The 21,209-nt window shown below is 71.8% G+C and carries 15 protein-coding genes; 6 read left to right on the top strand and 9 right to left on the bottom strand.

The genetic code is table 11. From position 1 onward, the window contains the following. The first annotated feature begins 34 nt into the window (after positions 1–34). The 6 genes from C1N81_RS01860 to C1N81_RS01835 all read left to right on the top strand — a co-directional run bounded on the left by C1N81_RS01860 (position 35) and on the right by C1N81_RS01835 (position 8,902). Entirely contained in the window at positions 35–1,018 is a 984-nt protein-coding gene (locus C1N81_RS01860) for a carbohydrate kinase family protein (protein WP_394426024.1), read from the top strand. Then, complete coding sequence (gene metH / locus C1N81_RS01855) at positions 1,015–4,494, top strand: methionine synthase (protein WP_394426022.1); 3,480 nt, start codon at positions 1,015–1,017, stop codon at positions 4,492–4,494. Before C1N81_RS01860 ends, metH begins: the two co-directional genes overlap by 4 nt. Continuing rightward, positions 4,491–5,354 carry a methylenetetrahydrofolate reductase [NAD(P)H] gene (gene metF, locus C1N81_RS01850; RefSeq protein WP_394426020.1) on the top strand — a complete coding sequence of 288 codons (864 nt, stop codon included), beginning with the start codon at positions 4,491–4,493 and terminating at the stop codon, positions 5,352–5,354. The genes metH and metF overlap by 4 nt, the downstream gene beginning before the upstream one ends. Continuing rightward, complete coding sequence (gene ahcY, locus C1N81_RS01845; protein ID WP_394426018.1) at positions 5,344–6,741, top strand: adenosylhomocysteinase; 1,398 nt, start codon at positions 5,344–5,346, stop codon at positions 6,739–6,741. Before metF ends, ahcY begins: the two co-directional genes overlap by 11 nt. A gap of 17 nt (positions 6,742–6,758) precedes the next feature. Then, positions 6,759–8,039, top strand: coding sequence for an aminotransferase-like domain-containing protein (locus C1N81_RS01840; protein ID WP_394426017.1), 1,281 nt, complete (start codon positions 6,759–6,761; stop codon positions 8,037–8,039). A gap of 104 nt (positions 8,040–8,143) precedes the next feature. Further along, positions 8,144–8,902 (top strand): thioesterase II family protein, encoded by a 759-nt coding sequence (locus tag C1N81_RS01835; protein WP_394426015.1) that lies wholly within the window; start codon positions 8,144–8,146, stop codon positions 8,900–8,902. Positions 8,903–8,916: 14 nt separating this feature from the next. On the opposite strand, the gene C1N81_RS01830 is transcribed toward C1N81_RS01835, so the two are convergent. The 9 genes from C1N81_RS01830 to C1N81_RS01790 all read right to left on the bottom strand — a co-directional run bounded on the left by C1N81_RS01830 (position 8,917) and on the right by C1N81_RS01790 (position 21,204). Further along, positions 8,917–9,378, bottom strand: coding sequence for an ATP-binding protein (locus tag C1N81_RS01830; RefSeq protein ID WP_394426013.1), 462 nt, complete (start codon positions 9,376–9,378; stop codon positions 8,917–8,919). Between the two features lie 155 nt (positions 9,379–9,533). Beyond that, a complete protein-coding gene (locus C1N81_RS01825; RefSeq protein WP_394426012.1) occupies positions 9,534–10,382 on the bottom strand; it encodes a helix-turn-helix domain-containing protein in 849 nt (282 codons plus the stop codon). Between the two features lie 7 nt (positions 10,383–10,389). Then, on the bottom strand, positions 10,390–10,917 hold the full coding sequence (locus C1N81_RS01820) for a DUF6879 family protein (RefSeq protein ID WP_394426011.1): 528 nt from the start codon (positions 10,915–10,917) through the stop codon (positions 10,390–10,392). Then, positions 10,886–11,251: a hypothetical protein gene (locus C1N81_RS01815; protein WP_394426009.1), complete on the bottom strand. Its 366-nt coding sequence runs from the start codon at positions 11,249–11,251 to the stop codon at positions 10,886–10,888. The genes C1N81_RS01820 and C1N81_RS01815 overlap by 32 nt, the downstream gene beginning before the upstream one ends. 68 nt (positions 11,252–11,319) lie before the next feature. After that, the gene (locus C1N81_RS01810; protein ID WP_394426008.1) at positions 11,320–12,201 is read right to left on the bottom strand and encodes a 3-hydroxybutyryl-CoA dehydrogenase; all 882 of its coding nucleotides are present in this window, start codon (positions 12,199–12,201) and stop codon (positions 11,320–11,322) included. Further along, positions 12,198–13,214: a 3-oxoacyl-ACP synthase III family protein gene (locus tag C1N81_RS01805; RefSeq protein ID WP_394426006.1), complete on the bottom strand. Its 1,017-nt coding sequence runs from the start codon at positions 13,212–13,214 to the stop codon at positions 12,198–12,200. Before C1N81_RS01805 ends, C1N81_RS01810 begins: the two co-directional genes overlap by 4 nt. Then, positions 13,211–14,578, bottom strand: a complete 1,368-nt coding sequence (ccrA, locus tag C1N81_RS01800; protein ID WP_394426005.1) for a crotonyl-CoA carboxylase/reductase — start codon at positions 14,576–14,578, stop codon at positions 13,211–13,213. Before ccrA ends, C1N81_RS01805 begins: the two co-directional genes overlap by 4 nt. Before the next feature lie 59 nt (positions 14,579–14,637). Continuing rightward, positions 14,638–17,907 (bottom strand): AMP-binding protein, encoded by a 3,270-nt coding sequence (locus C1N81_RS01795; protein WP_394426001.1) that lies wholly within the window; start codon positions 17,905–17,907, stop codon positions 14,638–14,640. Positions 17,908–18,090: 183 nt separating this feature from the next. Continuing rightward, positions 18,091–21,204, bottom strand: a complete 3,114-nt coding sequence (locus tag C1N81_RS01790; protein ID WP_394426000.1) for a type I polyketide synthase — start codon at positions 21,202–21,204, stop codon at positions 18,091–18,093. Positions 21,205–21,209: the final 5 nt, after the last annotated feature.

The following is a 21,209-nucleotide window of genomic DNA, read 5'->3' as shown; positions in this document are numbered from 1 at the left end:
GACCGAAGCAACCGAAGCGACCAAGGAGTGATCTGTGCGCATCGCGGTGACCGGTTCCATAGCCACCGACCATCTGATGGTCTTTCCCGGGCGGTTCGCCGACCATCTGCTGCCCGACCAGCTGGCGCACCTCTCGCTCTCCTTCCTCGTCGACCGGCTCGAGGTCCGCAGGGGCGGCGTCGCCGCGAACATCGCGTTCGGGCTCGGCGGTCTCGGCCTCGCGCCGCTGCTCGTCGGGGCGGTCGGCGCCGACTTCGCCGAGTACGAGGTGTGGCTGAAGGAGCACGGCGTGGACACCGGCGGGGTCCGGGTCGCGCCCGAGCGGCAGACGGCCCGCTTCATGTGCATCACCGACGAGGACGCCAACCAGATCGCCGCGTTCCACACCGGCGCGATGGCCGAGGCCGCCGACATCGACCTGCGCCCCCTGTTCACGGGCGCCGAACGCCCGGGCCTCGTCCTGGTCTCCCCCGACGACCCCACGGCGATGCTGCGGCACACGGCCGACTGCCGTGCCCTCGGCATCCCCTTCGCCGCCGACCCCTCGCAGCAACTCGCCCGCCTGGACGGGGAGCAGGTGCGCGCGCTGGTGACCGGCGCGACCTGGCTGTTCACCAACGAGTACGAGGCGGCGCTGCTGCGCGAGCGCACCGGCTGGTCCCGCGAGGAGGTGCTCGCCGCCGTCGGCACGTGGATCACCACCCTCGGCGCGGGCGGCGCCCGCGTCGAGAGCGCCGGACGCGCGCCCCTCGCCGTCCCCGCCGTCCCCGTCGCCGAGACGGCCGATCCGACCGGTGTCGGCGACGCCTTCCGCGCCGGTTTCCTCGCCGCCGTCGGCCACGGCGCCGACGCCCGGTCCGCGGCCCACCTGGGCTGCGCGCTGGCCTCGGTGGTCCTCGCCGCGGTCGGTTCGCAGACGTACGAGGTGGACGCGGCGGAGCTGACCCGCATCGTCGAACGTGTCTACGGCCACGGCGCCGTCGGTCCGCTCGCGACGGTCCTGGGCGGACGGTCATGAGCGCCGTGGACGAGGGCCGCGCCCGCGTCGCCGCGCTCCGCGACGCCCTCGCGACGCGCGTGGTCGTCGCGGACGGCGCGATGGGCACCATGCTCCAGGAGCGGGAGCCGACCCTGGACGACTTCCAGCAGCTCGAAGGGTGCAACGAGGTCCTCAACGTGACCCGCCCCGACATCGTGCGCTCCGTGCACGAGGCGTACTTCGCGGTGGGCGTCGACTGCGTGGAGACCAACACGTTCGGCGCGAACCACGCGGCGCTCGGCGAGTACGAGATATCGGAGCGGGCCCACGAACTGTCGGAGGCGGGCGCCCGGATCGCCCGCGAGGTCGCCGACGCCTTCACCGACTCCACCGGTCAGCGGCGCTGGGTCCTCGGCTCCATCGGGCCCGGCACGAAGCTGCCGACCCTCGGGCACACCACGTACGACGTGCTGCGCGACGGGTTCCAGCGCAACGCCGAAGGGCTCCTGTCGGGAGGCGCGGACGCGCTCCTCGTCGAGACGACGCAGGACTTGTTGCAGACGAAGGCGGCACTGATCGGTGCGCGGCGCGCGATGGACGCGCTCGGCGCCGACACGCCCCTGATCTGCTCGCTCGCCTTCGAGACGACCGGCACGATGCTGCTCGGCTCGGAGATCGGCGCGGCACTGACGGCCCTTGAGCCGCTGGGTATCGACCTGATCGGCCTCAACTGCTCGACCGGCCCGGCCGAGATGACCGAGCACCTGCGCCATCTGGCGCGGCACTCCTCCATACCGCTGATGTGCATGCCCAACGCGGGCCTGCCGGTGCTGAGTTCGGAGGGCGCCACCTTCCCGCTGGGCCCGGAGGGCCTGGCGGACGCGCAGGAGACGTTCGTGCGGGAGTACGGCCTTTCGCTGGTCGGCGGCTGCTGCGGGACGACACCCGAGCATCTGCGGCAGGTCGTCCTGCGGGTGCGCGGCGCGGAGCTGACCGTGCGCGACCCGCGCCCGGAGCCCGGCGCGGCGTCGCTGTACCAGTCGGTGCCGTTCCGCCAGGACACGGCGTACATGGCGATCGGTGAGCGGACGAACGCGAACGGGTCGAAGAAGTTCCGCGAGGCGATGCTGGAGGCCCGCTGGGACGACTGTGTGGAGATGGCGCGGGAGCAGATCCGCGAGGGCGCGCACATGCTCGACCTGTGCGTCGACTACGTGGGCCGGGACGGCGTCGCCGACATGGAGGAGCTGGCCGGCCGCTTCGCCACCGCCTCCACCCTCCCGATCGTGCTGGACTCCACCGAGGTCGACGTGCTGCGCGCGGGCCTGGAAAAGCTCGGCGGCCGGGCGGTCCTGAACTCGGTCAACTACGAGGACGGGGACGGCCCGGACTCGCGCTTCGCGAAGGTCACCCGCCTCGCGCAGGAGCACGGCGCGGCGCTGATCGCGCTGACGATCGACGAGGAGGGCCAGGCCCGCACCGTCGAGCACAAGGTCGCCATCGCCGAACGCCTCATCACCGACCTGACGACGAACTGGGGCATCCAGGAGTCGGACCTCCTCATCGACTGTCTGACCTTCACCATCTGCACCGGTCAGGAAGAGTCGCGGGGCGACGGCATCGCGACGATCGAGGCGATCCGGGAGCTGAAGAAGCGCCACCCGGACGTGCAGACCACGCTCGGCCTGTCCAACATCTCCTTCGGTCTGAACCCGGCCGCGCGGATCGTGCTGAACTCCGTCTTCCTGGACGAGTGCGTCAAGGCGGGTCTGGACTCGGCGATCGTGCACGCCTCGAAGATCCTGCCGATCGCCCGCTTCGACGAGGAGCAGGTGCAGACCGCCCTGGACCTGATCTACGACCGGCGCGCCGAGGGCTATGACCCGCTGCAGAAGCTGATGGCGCTGTTCGAGGGCGCCACCGCCAAGTCCCTCAAGGCCGGCAAGGCCGAGGAACTGGCCGCGCTGCCGCTGGAGGAGCGCCTCCAGCGCCGCATCATCGACGGGGAGAAGAACGGCCTCGATCAAGACCTGGCCGAAGCCCTCCGGTCCACGCCCGCCCTGGACATCGTCAACAACACCCTGCTCGCGGGCATGAAGGTGGTCGGCGAACTGTTCGGCTCCGGCCAGATGCAGCTGCCGTTCGTGCTCCAGTCGGCCGAGGTGATGAAGAACGCGGTGGCCTATCTGGAGCCGCACATGGAGAAGTCCGACTCCGAGGGCAAGGGCACCATCGTGCTTGCCACCGTGCGCGGCGACGTCCACGACATCGGCAAGAACCTCGTCGACATCATCCTGTCCAACAACGGCTACAACGTCGTCAACCTGGGCATCAAGCAGCCCGTCTCCGCGATCCTGGAAGCCGCCGAGGAACACAAGGCCGACGTCATCGGCATGTCGGGCCTCCTCGTCAAATCCACCGTGATCATGAAGGAGAACCTGCAGGAGCTGAACCAGCGCAAGATGGCCGCCGACTACCCCGTCATCCTCGGCGGCGCCGCCCTCACCCGCGCCTACGTCGAACAAGACCTCCACGAGATCTACGAGGGCGAGGTCCGCTACGCCCGCGACGCCTTCGAAGGCCTGCGCCTGATGGACGCCCTGATCGCGGTCAAGCGCGGCGTCCCCGGCGCCACCCTCCCCGAACTGAAGCAACGCCGTGTGCCGAAGCGGGAGTTCGTCCTGGAGGAGCCGCGGGACACCGGCCGCTCGGACGTCGCCACCGGCAACCCCGTGCCGGAGCCGCCCTTCTGGGGGAGCCGCGTCGTCAAGGGCATCCAGCTCAAGGAGTACGCGTCCTGGCTCGACGAGGGCGCTCTCTTCAAGGGCCAGTGGGGCCTCAAGGGCGACACCGTCGAGAGCGAGGGGCGGCCCCGGCTGCGGATGTGGCTGGACCGGCTGCGCACCGAGAACCTCCTGGAGGCGGCCGTCGTCCACGGCTACTTCCCCTGCGTGTCCAAGGGCGACGACCTGATCATCCTGAACGACACCGGTCACGAGCGGACCCGCTTCACCTTCCCGCGCCAGGCCCGCGGCCGCCGCCTCTGCCTAGCCGACTTCTTCCGCCCGGAGGAGTCGGGGGATATCGACGTGGTCGGGCTGCAGGTCGTCACCGTCGGCTCCAAGGTCGGTGAGGCGACCGCCGAACTCTTCGCCGCCGACTCCTACCGCGACTATTTCGAACTCCACGGCCTCTCTGTCCAGTTGGCGGAGGCGCTCGCCGAGTACTGGCACGCCCGCGTCCGCGCCGAACTCTCCATCGCGGGCAGCGACCCGGCCGCGATGGACGGCATGTTCCGCACCGAGTACCAGGGCTGCCGCTACTCCCTCGGCTACCCGGCCTGCCCGGACCTGGAGGACCGCGCCAAGATCGCCGGCCTGCTCCGGCCCGAGCGGATCGGCGTCCACCTCAGCGAGGAGTTCCAGCTCCACCCCGAGCAGTCCACCGACGCCATCGTCGTCCACCACCCCGAGGCCAGCTACTTCAACGCGGGCCGGGCGGGAGGCGGACGGTGAGACCGACGTTCTCCTTCGAGTTCTTCCCGCCGAAGACCGCCAAGGGCGAGCAGACCCTGTGGCAGGCGCTGCGCCGGATCGAACCCCTCGCCCCCGACTTCGTCTCCGTCACCTACGGCGCGGGCGGCTCCTCGCGCGAGCGCACGGTCCAGGTCACCCAGCGCATCGTCGCCGAGACGACCCTGCGCCCCGTGGCGCACCTGACGGCCGTCGACCACTCCGTGGCCGAGCTGCGGCACATCATCGGCCAGTACGCGGACGTCGGCGTACGGGACGTCCTCGTCCTGCGCGGCGACCCGCCCGGCGACCCGAGGGGTCCCTGGCGGCCCCACCCGGACGGCTTCACCTACGCCTACCAGCTCGTCGAACTCGTGCGCTCGCTCGGCGAGTTCAGGATCGGGGTGGCGGCGTTCCCCGAGATGCACCCGCGCTCGCCGGACTGGGACAGCGACATCCGCCACTTCGTGGCCAAGTGCCGCGCCGGCGCGGACTACGCGGTCACCCAGATGTTCTTCGACGTGGAGGACTATCTGCGGCTCCGGGACCGGGTGGCGGCCGCCGGCTGCGCCACGCCGATCATCCCGGAGATCATGCCGGCCACGGACGCCCGCCAGATCGGCCGGTTCGCCGAGCTGTCCGGCGCCGCGTTCCCCGAGGACCTCGCGCACCGCCTGGAGGCGGCCCGGGACCGCCCGCGGGACGCGTACGAGATCGGCGTCGCCCACGCCACGGCGATGGCCGAGCGGCTGCTCGCCGAAGGCGCCCCCGGCCTGCACTACATCACGCTCAACAAGTCCACGGCGACCCTGGACATCCACCGTGCCGTACTGAACAGCTCAAGGAGCCTCCATGTCAGCTGAGTTCACCGACTTCAAGGTCGCCGACCTCTCCCTCGCCGCGTTCGGCCGCAAGGAGATCACCCTCGCCGAGCACGAGATGCCCGGCCTGATGTCGATCCGCGCGGAGTACGCCGACGCCCAGCCGCTGGCGGGCGCCCGGATCACCGGCTCCCTGCACATGACCGTCCAGACGGCCGTCCTCATCGAGACCCTCGTCGCGCTCGGCGCCGAGGTCCGCTGGGTCTCCTGCAACATCTACTCGACGCAGGACCACGCGGCCGCCGCCATCGCCGCCGCCGGAATCCCGGTCTTCGCCTGGAAGGGCGAGACCCTCGAGGAGTACTGGTGGTGCACCGAGCAGGCGCTGACCTGGCCCGGACACAACGGCCCGAACATGATCCTGGACGACGGCGGCGACGCCACCCTCCTCGTCCACCTCGGCGTCGAACGCCAGAAGACCGGCGCGCTGCCGGAGGCGTCCGGCGAGGAGATGACCGTCGTGCGCGGCCTCCTCGAGCGCTCCACGCTCGACTGGACCGCCATCGCCTCGGAGATCCGCGGCGTGACGGAGGAGACCACGACCGGTGTCCACCGCCTGTACGAGATGCAGCGCGAGGGCACCCTCCTGTTCCCCGCGATCAACGTGAACGACGCGGTGACGAAGTCGAAGTTCGACAACAAGTACGGCTGCCGCCACTCACTGGTCGACGGCATCAACCGCGCCACCGATGTCCTGATCGGCGGCAAGACCGCCGTCGTCTGCGGCTACGGCGACGTCGGCAAGGGCTCCGCGGAATCGCTGCGCGGCCAGGGCGCCCGCGTGATCATCACCGAGATCGACCCGATCTGCGCGCTCCAGGCGGCGATGGACGGCTACCAGGTCACGACGCTCGACGAGGTCGTCGACAAGGCCGACATCTTCGTCACCACGACCGGCAACAAGGACATCATCATGGCGAGCGACATGGCCAAGATGAAGCACCAGGCCATCGTCGGCAACATCGGCCACTTCGACAACGAGATCGACATGGCCGGGCTCGCGAAGATCGACGGCATCGTCAAGGACGAGGTGAAGCCGCAGGTCCACACGTGGACGTTCCCGGACGGCAAGGTCATCATCGTGCTGTCCGAGGGCCGCCTGCTGAACCTGGGCAACGCCACCGGGCACCCGTCCTTCGTGATGTCCAACTCGTTCGCCGACCAGACCCTCGCGCAGATCGAGCTGTTCACCAAGCAGTCCGAGTACCCGGTGGGCGTCTACACGCTGCCCAAGCATTTGGACGAGAAGGTCGCCCGCCTCCACCTGGACTCGCTCGGCGTGAAGCTGACGACGCTCCGCCCGGAGCAGGCGTCGTACATCGGCGTCGAGGTCGACGGTCCGTACAAGCCCGACCACTACCGCTACTGACGGGGCGGGAGGACCAGGTGCACGACATCGCAGCGAACCGGTTCGCCGTGCGCACGGCCGGCATGGAAGCCTCGGAGATCCGGGCGCTGTTCGCGGTCGCCAGCAGGCCGGAGGTGGTCTCCCTCGCGGGCGGCATGCCGAATCTGGCCGCCCTGCCGCTCGACGCTCTCTCCCGGCAGATGGCGCGGCTCGTCGCCCAGGACGGTCTGACGGCACTGCAATACGCCTCCGCGCACGGACTGCCGCCGCTGCGGGAGCGGATCTGTGACGTCATGGCGCTGGAGGGGATCGCCGCGCGCCCGGAGGACGTCGTGGTGACGGTCGGCTCGCAGATGGGCATCGACCTGCTGACCCGGCTGCTCTGCGACCCGGGCGACGTGGTGCTCGCCGAAGGCCCCTCGTACGTGGGCGCTCTTGGCTCGTTCGCGGCGTTCCAGGCACAGGTCGTGCATGTGCCGATGGACGAGCACGGGTTGGTCCCCGACGAGCTGCGGGCGGCGCTGCGGCGCGCCGGGGCCGCCGGGCAGCGGGTGAAGCTGCTCTACACGATCCCGAACTTCCACAATCCGGCGGGCGTGACGCTCGCGGTGGGGCGGCGCGCCGAGATCCTGGAGATCTGCCGCGCGCACGACGTGCTTGTGGTGGAGGACAACCCGTACGGGCTGCTCGGCTTCGACGGCGTCGCGCATCCGGCGCTGCGCTCCATGGACCCGGACAACGTCGTCTACCTGGGCTCGTTCTCGAAGACGTTCGCCTCCGGACTGCGGGTCGGCTGGGTGCTCGCGCCGGACGAGGTACGGGACAAGCTCGTCCTCGCGATGGAGTCGGCGACGCTGTGCCCGCCCACGCTCAACCAGATGATCGTGGAGCGCTACCTCGCCGCGCACGACTGGCAGGAGCAGATCGGGGTGTTCCGGGGCCTGTACCGGGCGCGGCGCGACGCGATGCTCGACGCGCTGGAGCGCCTGCTGCCGCCGGGGTGCTCCTGGACCGTGCCGGACGGCGGGTTCTATGTGTGGGTGACCGTGCCCGAGGGCGTCGACACCCGGGCGATGCTGCCGCGGGCCGTCGCGGCCGGGGTCGCGTACGCGTCGGGCAGCGGCTTCTACGCGGACAAGTCCGGGGCGCGGCAGATGCGGCTCTCGTACTGCTACCCGACGCCGGAGCGGATCGTCGAGGGGGTGCGGCGGCTGGCCGGCGTGTTGTCGGCCGAGCTGGAGCCCGCCCCCTCCATCGGCTCTCCAGCGACGGCCGAGCGCGCCCCCGGAGCATCGGAGGTATGCGAGTTCCGCGCGTGAGTACCGCTCCGTGCGGCCATGAGCCCGGACAACGCCCCGACCCCGCCGGAGAGAGTGCTCCGTCGGGGTCGGTGGCCTTTTCGCCCACGAAGGGACTTCCGACCGTGAACAGCACGTGGTTCCGACGCTTCACCCCTGTCGGCAGCGGGCCCCGGCTCTTCTGCTTCCCCCACGCGGGCGGCTCCGCGACCGCGTACATGCAACTGGCGCGCACCCTGCCGTCCGCCTTCGACGTGGTCGCCCTGCAGTACCCGGGGCGCCAGGACCGCTACCGCGAGGAGCCGTTCACCGACCTGGACGCCCTGGTCGGGGCGGTCGCCGCGGAACTGGCCCGTGAGCTGGCCGCCGACCCCGGGCGGCCCTACGCCCTGTTCGGGCACAGCATGGGCGCGCTCGTCGCCTTCGAGACGGCCCGGCTCCTCGCCCGCGAGGAACTGCCCCCGCCGGAGCGGCTGTTCCTGTCGGGGCGGGGCGCGCCGGACGGCCGCGACAACGAGTACGGCCGGTTCGGCGAGGACGACGTACTGGCCGACGTCCGCCGCCTCGGCGGCACCGAGCAGGCGATGCTGGAGGACCCGGAGATCCTGGAGATCGTGCTGCCGGCGCTGCGGGCCGACTACCGCATCCTCGGCACGGTCCGCTGGGAGGGCGGCGAGTCGCTCGACGTCCCGGTGACCGCGCTGACCGGCGACAGCGACCCGATGACGACGGTCGACGACATGTGGACCTGGCGGGCCCACACCACCCGCGACTTCGGCCTGAAGGTCTTCCCCGGCGGCCACTTCTACCTCTTCGACCAGCTGCGGCCGGTCGCTGACGCGGTCACGGAGGGGGTGGCGGCGGCGCGCACGGCCGCCGTCTGAGACGGCTCTCTTCCTCACGGGCAGGACGGGGAGCCCGCTGCATCAGGTGGCTCCCCGGCTCCGGCCCTCAGCTCGCCCCAGACCTGCTTGCCCCACCCGTAGAGGTCGGTGCCCCAGCGGTCCGTCAGCGCGTCCACGATCACCAGGCCGCGCCCTCGGATCGGGTCCCCGTCGGAGTTGGAGTCCGTCCGCATCATCGGGACGACCTTCGAACGGTCCACCACGCCGAGACACACCCAGCTCTTCGTAGGGCGATTCACGATCACTCGGATGTGCGGAAGGCAGCCGTGGTCCACGGCGTTGGAGACCAGCTCCGACATGACCAGAACGGCATCCTCGATCAGCTCCTCCAGATCCCAGGCCGCCAGAGCGGTCCGGACGAGGTGGCGTGCGATGGCGGCGCTCTCCGCCTCACGGGGGAGGCGGGTGGAGTACCCGGGGTGCCCGGTCGGGCGGGGTGTGGTGGTCACTGTCATCGGGACCTCGTCCGCTGTCGAACGTCAGGGATGCCGCCCGACTGTGGGTCACAGACCGATTCACAGGCGCGAGGCGACCCGACAGCAAGCGGCCCTGCGACCGTAGGAAAGGCGCCGTTGACGCCTCCACACGTTTCTACGGTTTTCTACGGTGTCTACCCCAGTTGGGCAATGGCACCGGTGATCAAGTCCCGTGCGGCGGCGCCGTGCACGGCCATGTCCGCCATCTCCTTGGCAGCCCTGACGTACTGCTCGACCTCACCCGGAGCGGTGATCTTCACGGCCGCCGACAGCAGCTCGACATGCACCCTGGCGTCGTCGAAGACGTTGAAGGTCTCCAGGGTCCACAGAGGACGAGAGGTGGCAAAGGGGATCACGCCGAGGCTGACCGAGGGCAGGGACATCAGCGTGAGCAGATAGCCGAGTTGGCCCGCCATCGTCTCGGAGTCGCCCACCTGGTACCGGAGGACGGACTCCTCCACCAGGACGGAGAACCGGTTGCCGTTGATGAAGAGCACCCGGGAGCGCCGCATACGGGCTTCCACGGCCTCCTCCACGTCGTTCGGAGTCTGGTGGAAACGCGAGATCGAGTTGAGGAGCGCGGTGGCATACGAGGGCGTCTGGAGGAGACCGGGGACCACGGTGGAGCAGTAGATCCGGAAGAGTCGGGTGCGCTCGTACAGCTCGACCCGGGACTCCTGGAGGTGCCGCAGGCCGGTGCGCTGCACCCGGCGCCACTCCACGTACATCGAGTCAGCGGACTGGGCGGAGGCCACGAGGTCGTCTGCCGCGCTCTCGGCTCCGCAGGCCGCACACCAGAGGCGGATGTCAGCGATGGACGGAGGGGTCCGGGCGTGCTCGATGCGGGAGACCTTCGAGGGGTACCAGTCCAGCCGCCGTGCAAGCTCGGTTGCTGTCAGGCCGGCGTCCTTACGGATCTCCCGCAGTCGGGCGGCCAGTTGTAGCCGGGCAGTTTGTACGGCGGCGGTCGGCGACTCGCTCATTCTTCGCTCAGATGGTGTAGCTGTCGTGCGGGACGGCTCGGTTCCAGATGCTCTCGAAGGACTCGGAGACGCTCTTGATCAGGGCAGGGTCATCGCTGAGGGTGTGGCCCACGAAGGTCCCCTCCCCGGAGAACAGGCCGAAGCGGATCAGGTTCTGGTCGAAGAGCCAGAGGTCATTGGCGGGGATCAGCAGGTCCGAAGCCAGGCGGCGGGGGAGCCACCGGACCTCTTCGCCCGCCAGGACGTTCTGGAACGTGGACGCGTGCTCGTAGCGCACGTACTCCGAAAGCGGCTCTGAGACGACCCGGGCTCGGCGGACTGTGACGCCGCGCCCCACGGCCCGGGCCACAGAGGTGTGGAAGTCGTTCCACCACTCGTCCCGGTTCTCCGGGGTGTGCCGCCGGCCGGCCCGCCAGGCGGCGAAGTCCTCGTCCTCGTTCTCGACCTCGTAGACGTCCCGCGTCTCCAGGTGGACGGCGCTGTGACGGCAGTTGACGAGCAGCTCAGCGAACGGCGGGACCGTCTGCGGCAACACACGCCTCCCTGATCGCGTCCACCATGCGGGCGGGGAGGCGGACGACGGCTTCGGTGTCCGGGATGCTGCCCGTCTCCAGGCACTCCCTCTCCGTCGCCTCGTCAGCCTTCCAGCCCTGGATGACGAAGTCGTTCGTCTTCTCGTCGACCCAGACGGTGGGACAGTTGTCCCCGTTCGTATTCGGGTCTTTCGCGATGAACCGCAGCGTCATGGCTCTCCCCCGAACCCTCTGGCTTCTACGGACTTCTATGAGCGTTGCCCACGGCAGGAACTCCGTCAAGACGGCAACGGGCCTCACAAAGCGGTGAAGACCGGGCTGGAGTGTCGCGGTCATGCGTGTACGGGCTCTCTACGACAACTGGCCCGGGCGATGGACGCCGCCCGGGCCCTTCGCCGGGTCCGTCACGGGTACGGGTAGAAGCCCCGGCCGGACTTCTTGCCGAGGAGGCCGCCCTCCACCATGCGGAGCAGGAGCGGGGGCGGGGCGTAGAGGGGTTCCTTGAACTCCTCGTACATGGCTTGTGCGATGGAGACGGTCGTGTCGAGGCCGATCAGGTCGGCCAGGCGCAGGGGGCCCATGGGGTGGGAGCAGCCCTGGGTCATGCCCTGGTCGATGGTCTCCGCGGTGGCGAGGCCCGATTCGACCATGCGGACGGCGGAGAGCAGGTAGGGGAAGAGCAGCGCGTTGACGAGGAAGCCGGCGCGGTCCGGTGAGGTGATCGGCTGTTTGCCGAGGACGTCGCGGACGAAGGTCAGGGCGCGGTCCCGGACCGTCTTGTCCGTGAGGACCGAGGGGATCACCTCGACGAGCGGCAGTGCCGGGACCGGGTTGAAGAAGTGCAGGCCGAGGACGTGCTCGGGGCGGCGGGTGGCGGCGGAGAGGCGGACGACGGGGAGCGAGGAGGTGTTGGTCGCGAGGATGGCCGCCGGGTCTTCCACGATCTTGTCGAGGGTGGCGAAGAGGTCGAGCTTGAGGGGCTCGTCCTCCTTGATCGCCTCGATCACCAGCTGGCGGTCGGCGAGGTCGGCGAGGTCGCGGGTGTAGGTGACCCGGGCCAGCGCGGCGTCGCGTTCGTCGGTGGTCAGTTTGCCGCGGGCGACGCCCCGGTCGAGGGAGGCGGCCAGGCGGCGCGGGCCCGCGTCGAGGGAGGCGTCGGAGAACACCGCGACGACGACGTCGAGGCCGGACTTGGCGCACAGTTCGGCGATGCCGGTGCCCATGATGCCGCTGCCCGCTACACCCACTCTCTCGATCGTGTCGCTGCCGGTCGTCGTTGTGGTCATGGGGTCCCCCAGGTCAGTAGTGATGCTCCGATCGACATGCCGCCGCCGAAGCCGGCGAGCAGCACGAGGTCGCCAGGTGTGAGGGCGCCGGTGCGGTGGGCCTCGTCGAGTGCGAGGGGCACCGAGGCGCTGCCGACGTTCCCGTACCGGACCAGGGTGCGGTGGGTGTGCGCGGCGGTGAGGCCCGCGCGTTCGACGACGTCCGTCAGCATCACGCCGTTGGCCTGGTGCGGGACGAAGTGGTCGACGGCGCCGATGTCGACGCCGGCCCGGTCGGTGAGGGCGCGCAGTGCGGGCGGCACGTGTTCGGCGACGAAGTCCCGTACGCCGCGGCCGTCCATCTTGAAGTGGTGGCCGCCCTCGGCGACGGTCTCCGCCGACGCCGGGTGGCGGCTGCCGCCCGCCTCGACGCGGATCAGATGGTGGGCGTCGCCCCGGCTGGCGAGGTCGGTGGCGATGATCCCGTACGGGGCGGGGACCGCTCCGACGACCGCGGCGCCTGCTCCGTCGGCGAACAGGATGGCGGTCCTGCGGTCGGTGAAGTCGAGGATGCGCGAGTACACGTCGGCGCCGATGACCAGTGCGCGGGCGCCGGGGCGCGCGCTGACCAGGGCGTGGGCCACGGAGAGGGCGTAGACGAAGCCGCTGCACACGACGTTGATGTCGAAGCAGGCGGCGCCGTAGGCGCCCAGGCCGTGCTGGACGAGGTAGGAGGTCGGCGGTTGGGGGAAGTCGCCGGTGGAGGTGGAGAGGATGATGTAGTCGATCTGGGCGGGGGTCAGGCGCGCCTGCTGCAGCGCGCGTTCCGCCGCCCTGATCGCCAGGTCCGACGTCGCCTCGTGGTCGGCGGCGTAGCGGCGCGAGCGTATCTGGGTCTTGCGCTCGATCCACTCGGCGGTGACGCCGACGCGCTCCGCGACCTCCTCGTTGCTCACCTCGTGCTTGGGCACGTAGGAGCCGGTGGAGAGGATGCCGATGCCGGTGCCGGTGCCGGTGGTCGTGGGCCCGGTCATGACAGGGCGCCTTCGGCGGTGCGTGGCGTCGCGCCCAGGCCTCGCAGCGGGTTCAGCCGTTCGGCGCCGATCTTCTCCCGCAGCGCGGGGTCGGTGACGCCGAGGCCCCCCTCGGGGGCGAGGCACAGGACGCCGACCTTGCCGATGTGCCGGTTGAGCTGGACGAGGCGGGCCGCCTCGCCGACCTCGTCGAGCGGGAAGACGTCGGAGAGGACGGGGGCGAGGTGGCCGAGGCGGAACAGGCGGTTGCACTCGGCCTGTTCCTGGAGGTTCGCGGCGTGGCTGCCGATGACCCGCTTGAGGTTCATCCACAGGTAGCGGTTGTCGAAGTGGTGGTCGTAGCCGGTGCTGGAGCCGCAGGTGACGACGGTGCCGCCCTTGCGGACGACGAACACGGAGATCCCGAACGTGGCGCGGCCGACGTAGTCGAAGACGACGTGCGGGTCCTCGCCGACCTGGCGGCGGATCTCCCGGCCGAGCCGCTTGCCCAGCTCGATGGTGCGTTCCGGGGACGGTGCCTGGTCGTCGCCGAGGCCGATCTCGCTGCGGTCGATGACGACGTCGCAGCCGAGCCTTCGCAGCGCCGCCGCCTTGTGCTCGGAGCCGACGACGCCGACGGGAATGCCGCCCGCGTTCTTCACCAGCTGCACGGCGTAGGCGCCGAGTCCGCCGGTGGCGCCCCAGACGAGCACGATGTCGCCCTGCTTGATGCGGGCGCCGTTGTCGCTGACGAGCATCCGGTAGGAGGTGGCCGCGGTGAGCAGGACGCTCGCCGCCTCCTCCCAGGTCAGGTGCGGCGGCTTGGGCAGCAGCTGGCTGGCGCGGACGATCGCGTAGTGGGCGAGGCCGCCGAAGTTCGTCTCGTAGCCCCAGATGCGCTGACCTGTGGAGAGCATGGCGTCGTCGTGGGTGGCCGGTTCCTGGTCGTCGACCTGGACGCAGCTGGCCACCACGTGGTCGCCCGGCTTCCAGTGGCGTACGCCGGACCCGGCGCGCACGACGACACCCGCGGCGTCCGAGCCGACGACCTGGTACGGCAGGTCGTGCCGGGCGTCCCAGCCGCCCCGGCGGGCCTGGCGCTTGAGGAACTCGAAGGTCGGCACCGGCTCGAACGTCGCCGACCAGACGGTGTTGTAGTTGATGGAGCTCGCCATGACGGCGACAACCACCTCGTCCGGGGCGAGCTCCGGCATCGGGACCGATCCGACGTGCAGCGACTTGCGCACGTCGGGATCGGCGACCCCGTCGAACATGCCGACGTCGGCGGCCAGCAGATGCGCCGCCCGGTACTCCGTGGGAAGCGCGTGTCGCCCGATGTCGTCGGGGCCTGCCCCGGACAGCAGGGCTTCTGTCAAAGAATCCATGATTCCCTTTCTCCTCACCCGCTGAATTCGGGGGCATCGGCCGAGCGTTGCTCGGGGTGTTACAGGACCGCGCCGTCCCTGGTGCGCCTGCGCAGACTGGGCCTGCGGGCCTGCCCGAGGTCCTTCCACATGTCGGAGAGGCCGGTGACGGTACGGGCGGCGAACAGGCGGCGGATGGAGACTTCCTGCTTGAGTTCGGTGCGGATCAGGCCGACGAGGCGGATCGCCCGCAGCGAGTTGCCGCCGAGGTCGAAGAAGTCGTCGTCGATGCCGACGCGTTCGAGTTCGAGGACGTCGGCGAAGGCCTTGGCCAGGATGCGCTCGGTGTCGTTGCGCGGGGCCCGGTAGGTGTCCTCGGCGCCGGCGGGCTCGGGCAGCGCCGCGAGGTCCACCCGGCCGCCCGCCGTCACCGGCAGGGCGTCGAGGACGGTGAACACCGACGGGACCAGGGCCTCGGGCAGCCGGCTCGCGGCGAACCGGCGCAGCTCGTCGGCCGACACGGTCCGGCCCGCGGCCGGGACGACGTACGCGGCCAGGCGCGGCCGGCCCGCCTCGTCCGCCGCGCCGACGACGACGGCCCGCGCGAGGTTGTCGTGGTCGGCCAGGGCCTCCTCGACCTCGGCGGGCTCGACGCGGGCGCCGCGCACGTCGACCTGGGCGCCCGCCCGGCCCACGTGCACGAGCCGGTCGTCGTCGCCGAGGCGTACGCGGTCCCCGGTCCGGTACATGACGGTGCCCGCCGGTCCGAACGGGCAGGCCACGAAGTGCTCCGCGGTCGCCGCGGCCCGCCCGGCGAAGCCGCGCGCCAGGCCGGGCCCGGCCACGTACAGGTCACCGGTCACACCGGCGGGCACGGGGGCGAGGCCCGGGCCGAGGACGTGCAGGGAGGTGGCGTCGAGGGGGCGGCCGAGCGTGCCGGGGCGCACGGGCTCCCCGGGGGTCAGGCGGTGGGAGGCGGTGAACCCGGCCGACGCGGCCGGGCCGTGGCCGAGGACGATGCTCAGGCCGGGGCAGGCCGCGCGGACGCGGCGCAGCGCGGCGGCGGGCACCCGGTCGCCGCCGGTGACGACCTCGCGCAGCCCGTCCAGGGCTTCAGGGCGTTCGGCGGCGAGCGTCGCGAGGCGGCCCGCGGGCAGCCACAGCGTGGTGATGCCGTGGGCGGCGCGGGCGGCTGCCAGGGCGTCGGCGTCGAGGTGCTCGCCCGGCGCCACGACGACGCGGCCGCCGGCGAGGAGGGGCACCCACAGTTCGAGGGCGAGCGCGTCGGAGGTGTGCGGGGTGTGCCACAGGACGGTGCTGTCCCCGGCGCCGCTCCACTGCTGGTCCCGGGTGAACTGTTCGAGAGCGCGGTGGGTGAGGGCGACCGTCCCGTCGGCGGCGTCGGGGAGGACGGCGAGGAGCTGGTCGGGGTGCGGGGCGGCGAGGGTGGCCTGGGCGTCGCTGACCTGGTCGGACGAAGGCGCGTCACCAGTCGTGGCCGGGGCATCCACGCCCCCGACGGCCGGGGCGTCGCCCTGGTCGTCGGACAGGAGCGCGGCGACCGTGGTCACGGGACGGCCCGTGCTCGCGCCCAGGCGTGCGGCCGTCGCGGCGTCGGTGAGCAGGAGGCGCGCCGGGGCGGCGGTGAGCCGCGCGGTGATGCGGTCAGCGGTCTCCGCCGGGTCGACGGGCAGGTACGCGCCGCCCGCCTTCGCCACGCCGAGGAGGGTCGCGGCCAGCTCCGCCGAGCGTGGCAGCGCCACCGCGACGACCGTCTCGGGTCCGATGCCCCGGGCGCGCAGTGCGCGGGCCAGCCGGTCGGAGCGCGCGGCGAGTTCGCCGTACGTCACCTCGCCGGACGCGTCGGCCAGGGCGACCGCGTCGGGGCTGTGCCCGGCGGTGCGGGTGAACAGTTCCGGGAGGGTGAGGCCGCAGGAAGCCGTCCGCACGCCGTGGGCCGCCGCGAGCACCCGCTCGCGGGGCTCGCCGGTGAGCACGTCCAGGGCGCCGACCGGCCGGTCGCCCGCGGCGAGGACGGCCCGGATGTGGGCGATCAAGTCTTCGCCGATGAAGCGGAGTTCGGCGCGGTCGTAGAGGCGGGCGGGGGCGTCGAGCCGGATGAACAGGTCGCTGTCGGGGCTGCCGTCGGTGTAGACGCCGATGGACAGCTCCTCGAAGGTGCCGGTGGTCGCGCCGCAGTAGCGGGCGGGGCTGTCGCCGAAGGCGATCCGCTCGACGAACTCGACGACGTTGACGACGGCGCCGTAACTGCCCCGGTCGCTCAGGGTCGTTGCGGCGGCGCGCTGGATGTCGGAGTAGTGGCAGGCGGTGTGGTCGAAGATCTCGTACGTGTCGTCGACGAGCGCGTCGGCGACGTCCGCGAAGGAGGTGCCGAGGCCGACCTTCGCGTGCACCGGGACCACGTTGACGGCGAGGCCCGGGGTACGGCTGGCGACGCCGATACGGTTGCCGACCGCGAGCGAGAGCAGGAACTCGGGGCGCTCGCAGCGGTGCCGCAGATAGACGGCCGTGGCGGCGGTGACCAGCTGCGACATCCACAGCCCGAGGTCCTGCGCGGCCTCGGTCCAGGTGTCGGCCTCCGCGCGCGGCACGGTCAGGGTGCGGGAGACCATGCCGATGGTCCCGGCCACCTCGGACCACCGGTCGGCGCTGCTGAGCGGCTCGGCGAGGGCGGCGCGCCGCTCGTCGGAGAGGGCGGGGCGCGGGATCTGCGCGGGGGCGGGCGCGTCCGTGAGGTAGTCGCGCCAGAAGGCGGAGTCCTCGCTGAACTTCTCGGAGACGAGGTAGTCGGTGGCCTCGGCGGCGAACGACGCGGTGTCCCACGGGTGTTCGAGCCCGGGGACCGGCTCGCCGCGTACGAGGGCCGTGTAGACCTCGGCGAGGCGGCGGGAGAGCAGGCCGCCCGCGCCGAACCCGTCGGAGATGAGGTGGTGGTAGGCGATGACCAGGAGGTGGCGGTCGGCGGACAGGGTGACGACGCCGAGCCGGAACAGCAGGTCCTGGCCGAGGTCGAAGGGCCGGCGGACCAGGTCGGCGAGGGCGTCGCGGGCGGCCTGCTCGGGGTCGGCCTCGGCGCTGAGGTCCAGGGTGAACGGCCGCCAGTCGCCCAGCTCCCGGGGGATCAGGCGGAGCCCCTCGCCGTCGTCGCGGAAGGTGACGCGCAGGACCTCCGCCTCGTCCATGACGTGCAGGAACGCGGACTCGATGGCTCCCTTGTCCAGGTCACCGTCCACGTCCCACATGGTCAGCGCGTGGTTCGGCGTGTCGGGAGCCATTTCCTGCGCTCGCCACATGCCCTTGTGCGCGGAGGACGCACCGAATGAACGCACGTAGATCAACCCCTAGACAAGCCTCGAAAAAATGGCCCGGAAACCGGATGAATTCGCAGATCACCCCCCATGGTCGGGAGAGCGGCCCGGGCGGACAAGACAGTTCGGAACCGGCGGGACACCGTGCCGTGACGGCTTGCGGTGTCCCGCCGGCGGGACGGACGGACCGGGCGCGCGGGCGCGCTACGCGGCCAGCAGGGTGGTGAGGTATCCGGCGATGCGCCGCGGCGAGGGGTGCCGCAGCACCAGGTTGGGCCGCAGTTTCTGCCCCGTCGAGGCGCTCAGACGTTTGCTGAGTTCGACGGAGAGCAGCGAGTCGAAACCGAGCTCCTTGAACTCGCGGTCGGCCTCGACCGAGGCGCCGGAGGTGTGTCCGAGCACGACGGCGACCTTCTCCAGGACGTGGTCGAGCACGAGGTCCTTCGCCGCGTCGCCCTGGAGCGCGGCGACCCGCTCGGCCAGGGGCCGTTCCCCGGCCGCGTCGGGCGCGGGCGGCTCGGCGCCCTCCGCCTGCGCGACGGCCGCGGTGTGGGCGGAGCTGAGCCAGTAGCGCCGGTGCTGGAAGGCGTACGTGGGCAGGTCGACCCGTCGGCGCGGGCCGAACAGGGCGGCCCAGTCGACGGCGCCGCCGCGCGCGTGGAGCGTGGCCAGCGAGGTGAGCACGGACTCCACCTCGCCTCTGCCGCGCCTGGAGGAGGACAGGACGAGGGCGTCCTCGGCGCCCTCGTCGTCGAGGATCTCCTGCACCGGCACGGTCAGTACGGGGTGCGGGCTGACCTCGACGAAGACCCGGAACCCGGCCTCGGCCAGCTTGCGTGCGGAGGGCTCGAAGAGGACCTTCTGTCGCAGGTTCTCGTACCAGTAGCCGGCGTCGAGGCGCGCGGTGTCGATGACCTCGCCGTACAGGGTCGAGTAGAACGGCACCGTCGACGTGGTGGGACGGACGTCGGCCAGGGAGTCGATCACCTGGTCGCGGACGCGGGTCACGTGGTGGGAGTGCGAGGCGTAGTCGACCTTGATGCGGCGGGCCTGGACGCCTTCGGCGTTCATCTTCTCCACGAACTCGTCGAGCGCCTCGGGTTCGCCGGAGACGACGACCGAGGAGGGGCCGTTGACGACGGCGACGCTCACCTGGTCGCCCCAGGGCGCCAGATGCCGCTCCACCTCGTCCGCGGACGTGCCGACCGACGCCATCCCGCCGTGCCCGTTGAGGTCCACCAGGGCCTTGCTGCGCAGCGCGACGACGCGGGTGGCGTCGCGCAGGGACAGCGCTCCGCCCACGTACGCGGCGGCGATCTCGCCCTGGCTGTGGCCGATCACCGCGGACGGTTCCACGCCCCAGGAGCGCCACAGGGCGGCCGTGGAGACCATCACCGCGAAGAGCGCGGGCTGCACCACGTCGACGCGGTCGAAGCCCGGGGCGCCCTCGGCGCCGCGGATGACGTCGAGGAGCGACCAGTCGACCCACTCGGACAGGGCCTCGGCGCAGGCGTCGACGCTCTCCGCGAAGACCGGGAACGCCTCGTACAGTTCGCGTCCCATGCCGGGCCACTGGGAGCCCTGGCCGGGGAAGACGAAGGCGACGCCGCCGAGCGGGCCCGCGGTGCCCTGGACGACCGCGGGTGACTCGGCGCCCTCGCTCAACGCGTCGAGCCCTGCGAGGAGTTCGTCGCGGTCGCGGCCCAGGGCCACGGCCCGGTGGGGGAACCGGGAGCGGCTCGACAGCAGCGACCAGCCTGCCTCGGCGAGGTCCAGGGTCGGATCGGCGGCGGCGAACTCCCGTAGCCGCGCCGCCTGTTGACGCAGGGCCGCCGCGCTCTTGGCGGACAGCGTCCAGGGCACAAGGCCGCCCGGCACTGCGGGGCCGGTGGGGGCGGCGGGCTCCTCCGCGGGCTCCGCCTCCTCCAGGACGACGTGCGCGTTGGTGCCGCTGACGCCGAACGAGGACACGCCCGCCCGGCGCGGCCCGTCGGCGCGGGCCCACTCGCGGCCCTCGGCGAGGACCTCGACGGCGCCGCAGGACCAGTCGACCTCCGAGGTCGGCGCGCTCACGTGCAGGGTCTTCGGCAGGTAGCCCTCGCGCAGCGCCATGACGGCCTTGATGACGCCGCCGACCCCGGCCGCGGCCTGCGCGTGCCCCATGTTCGACTTCAGGGAGCCCAGCCACAGCGGCCTGCCGTCGCGGCGCCCCTGCCCGTAGGTGGCGAGCAGGGCGCCCGCCTCGATGGGGTCGCCGAGCCGGGTGCCGGTGCCGTGCGCCTCGAGAAGGTCCACGTCGGCCGGGTCGACGCCCGCGTTGGCGAGGGCCGTGCGGATGACCTTCTCCTGGGCGCGGCCGTTGGGGGCGGTCAGGCCGTTGCTGGCGCCGTCCTGGTTGACCGCGCTGCCGCGTACGACGGCGAGGACGGGGTGGCCGTTGCGACGGGCGTCGGAGAGCCGTTCGAGGAGGAGGACGCCCGCGCCCTCCGCCCAGCCGGTGCCGTCGGCGCCGTCGGCGAACGCCTTGCAGCGGCCGTCGGCGGACAGGGCGCGCTGGCGGGAGAACTCGACGAACATCGCGGGCGTCGCCATCACCAGCGCGCCACCCGCGAGGGCGAGCGAGCACTCGCCCGACCGCAAGGACCGCACCGCCATGTGCAGCGACACGAGCGACGAGGAGCACGCCGTGTCCAGGGAGACCGAGGGCCCGGTGAGGCCCAGTTCGTAGGAGACCCGGCCGGAGGCCACGCTCAGGGCGGAGCCGTACAGCAGGTAGCCCTCCAGGTCCTTCTGGCCGCCCTCCAGGAAGCGCCAGCCGTACTCGGAGGAGCTGACGCCCGTGAAGACGCCGACGTCGCTTCCCCGTACGTCGGCGGGGACGATGCCCGCCCGCTCGAACGCCTCCCACGACGTCTCCAGGAGCAGCCGGTGGTGCGGGTCGACGGCGAGCGCCTCGCGCGGGCTGATGTTGAAGAACTCGGCGTCGAACCCGGCCACGTCGGACAGGAAGCCGCCCTGGCGGGTGTAGGCCTTGCCGGTGGCGTCGGGGTCGGCGTCGTACACGTCGCGCCAGCCGCGGTCGCCGGGGAAGTCGCCCACGAGGTCGCGGCCCTCGCGGACGGCCTCCCACAAATCCTCGGGCGAGGCGACGCCGCCCGGGTAGCGGCAGGCCATGGAGACGATCGCGATCGGTTCGCCGCGACCCGCCTTCAGGTCCTCGTTCTCGCGGCGGAGCCGGTCGCGCTCCTCCAGCAGCGTGCGCAGCGCCCGCTGGACCCGGTCCGCGCCGTCCGCCGTGCGGTCGGTCGAGTCGGTCATGCCGT

The organism is Streptomyces sp. SGAir0957, assembly GCF_043523415.1.
This window is presented reverse-complemented; position numbering and strand designations above follow the sequence as displayed.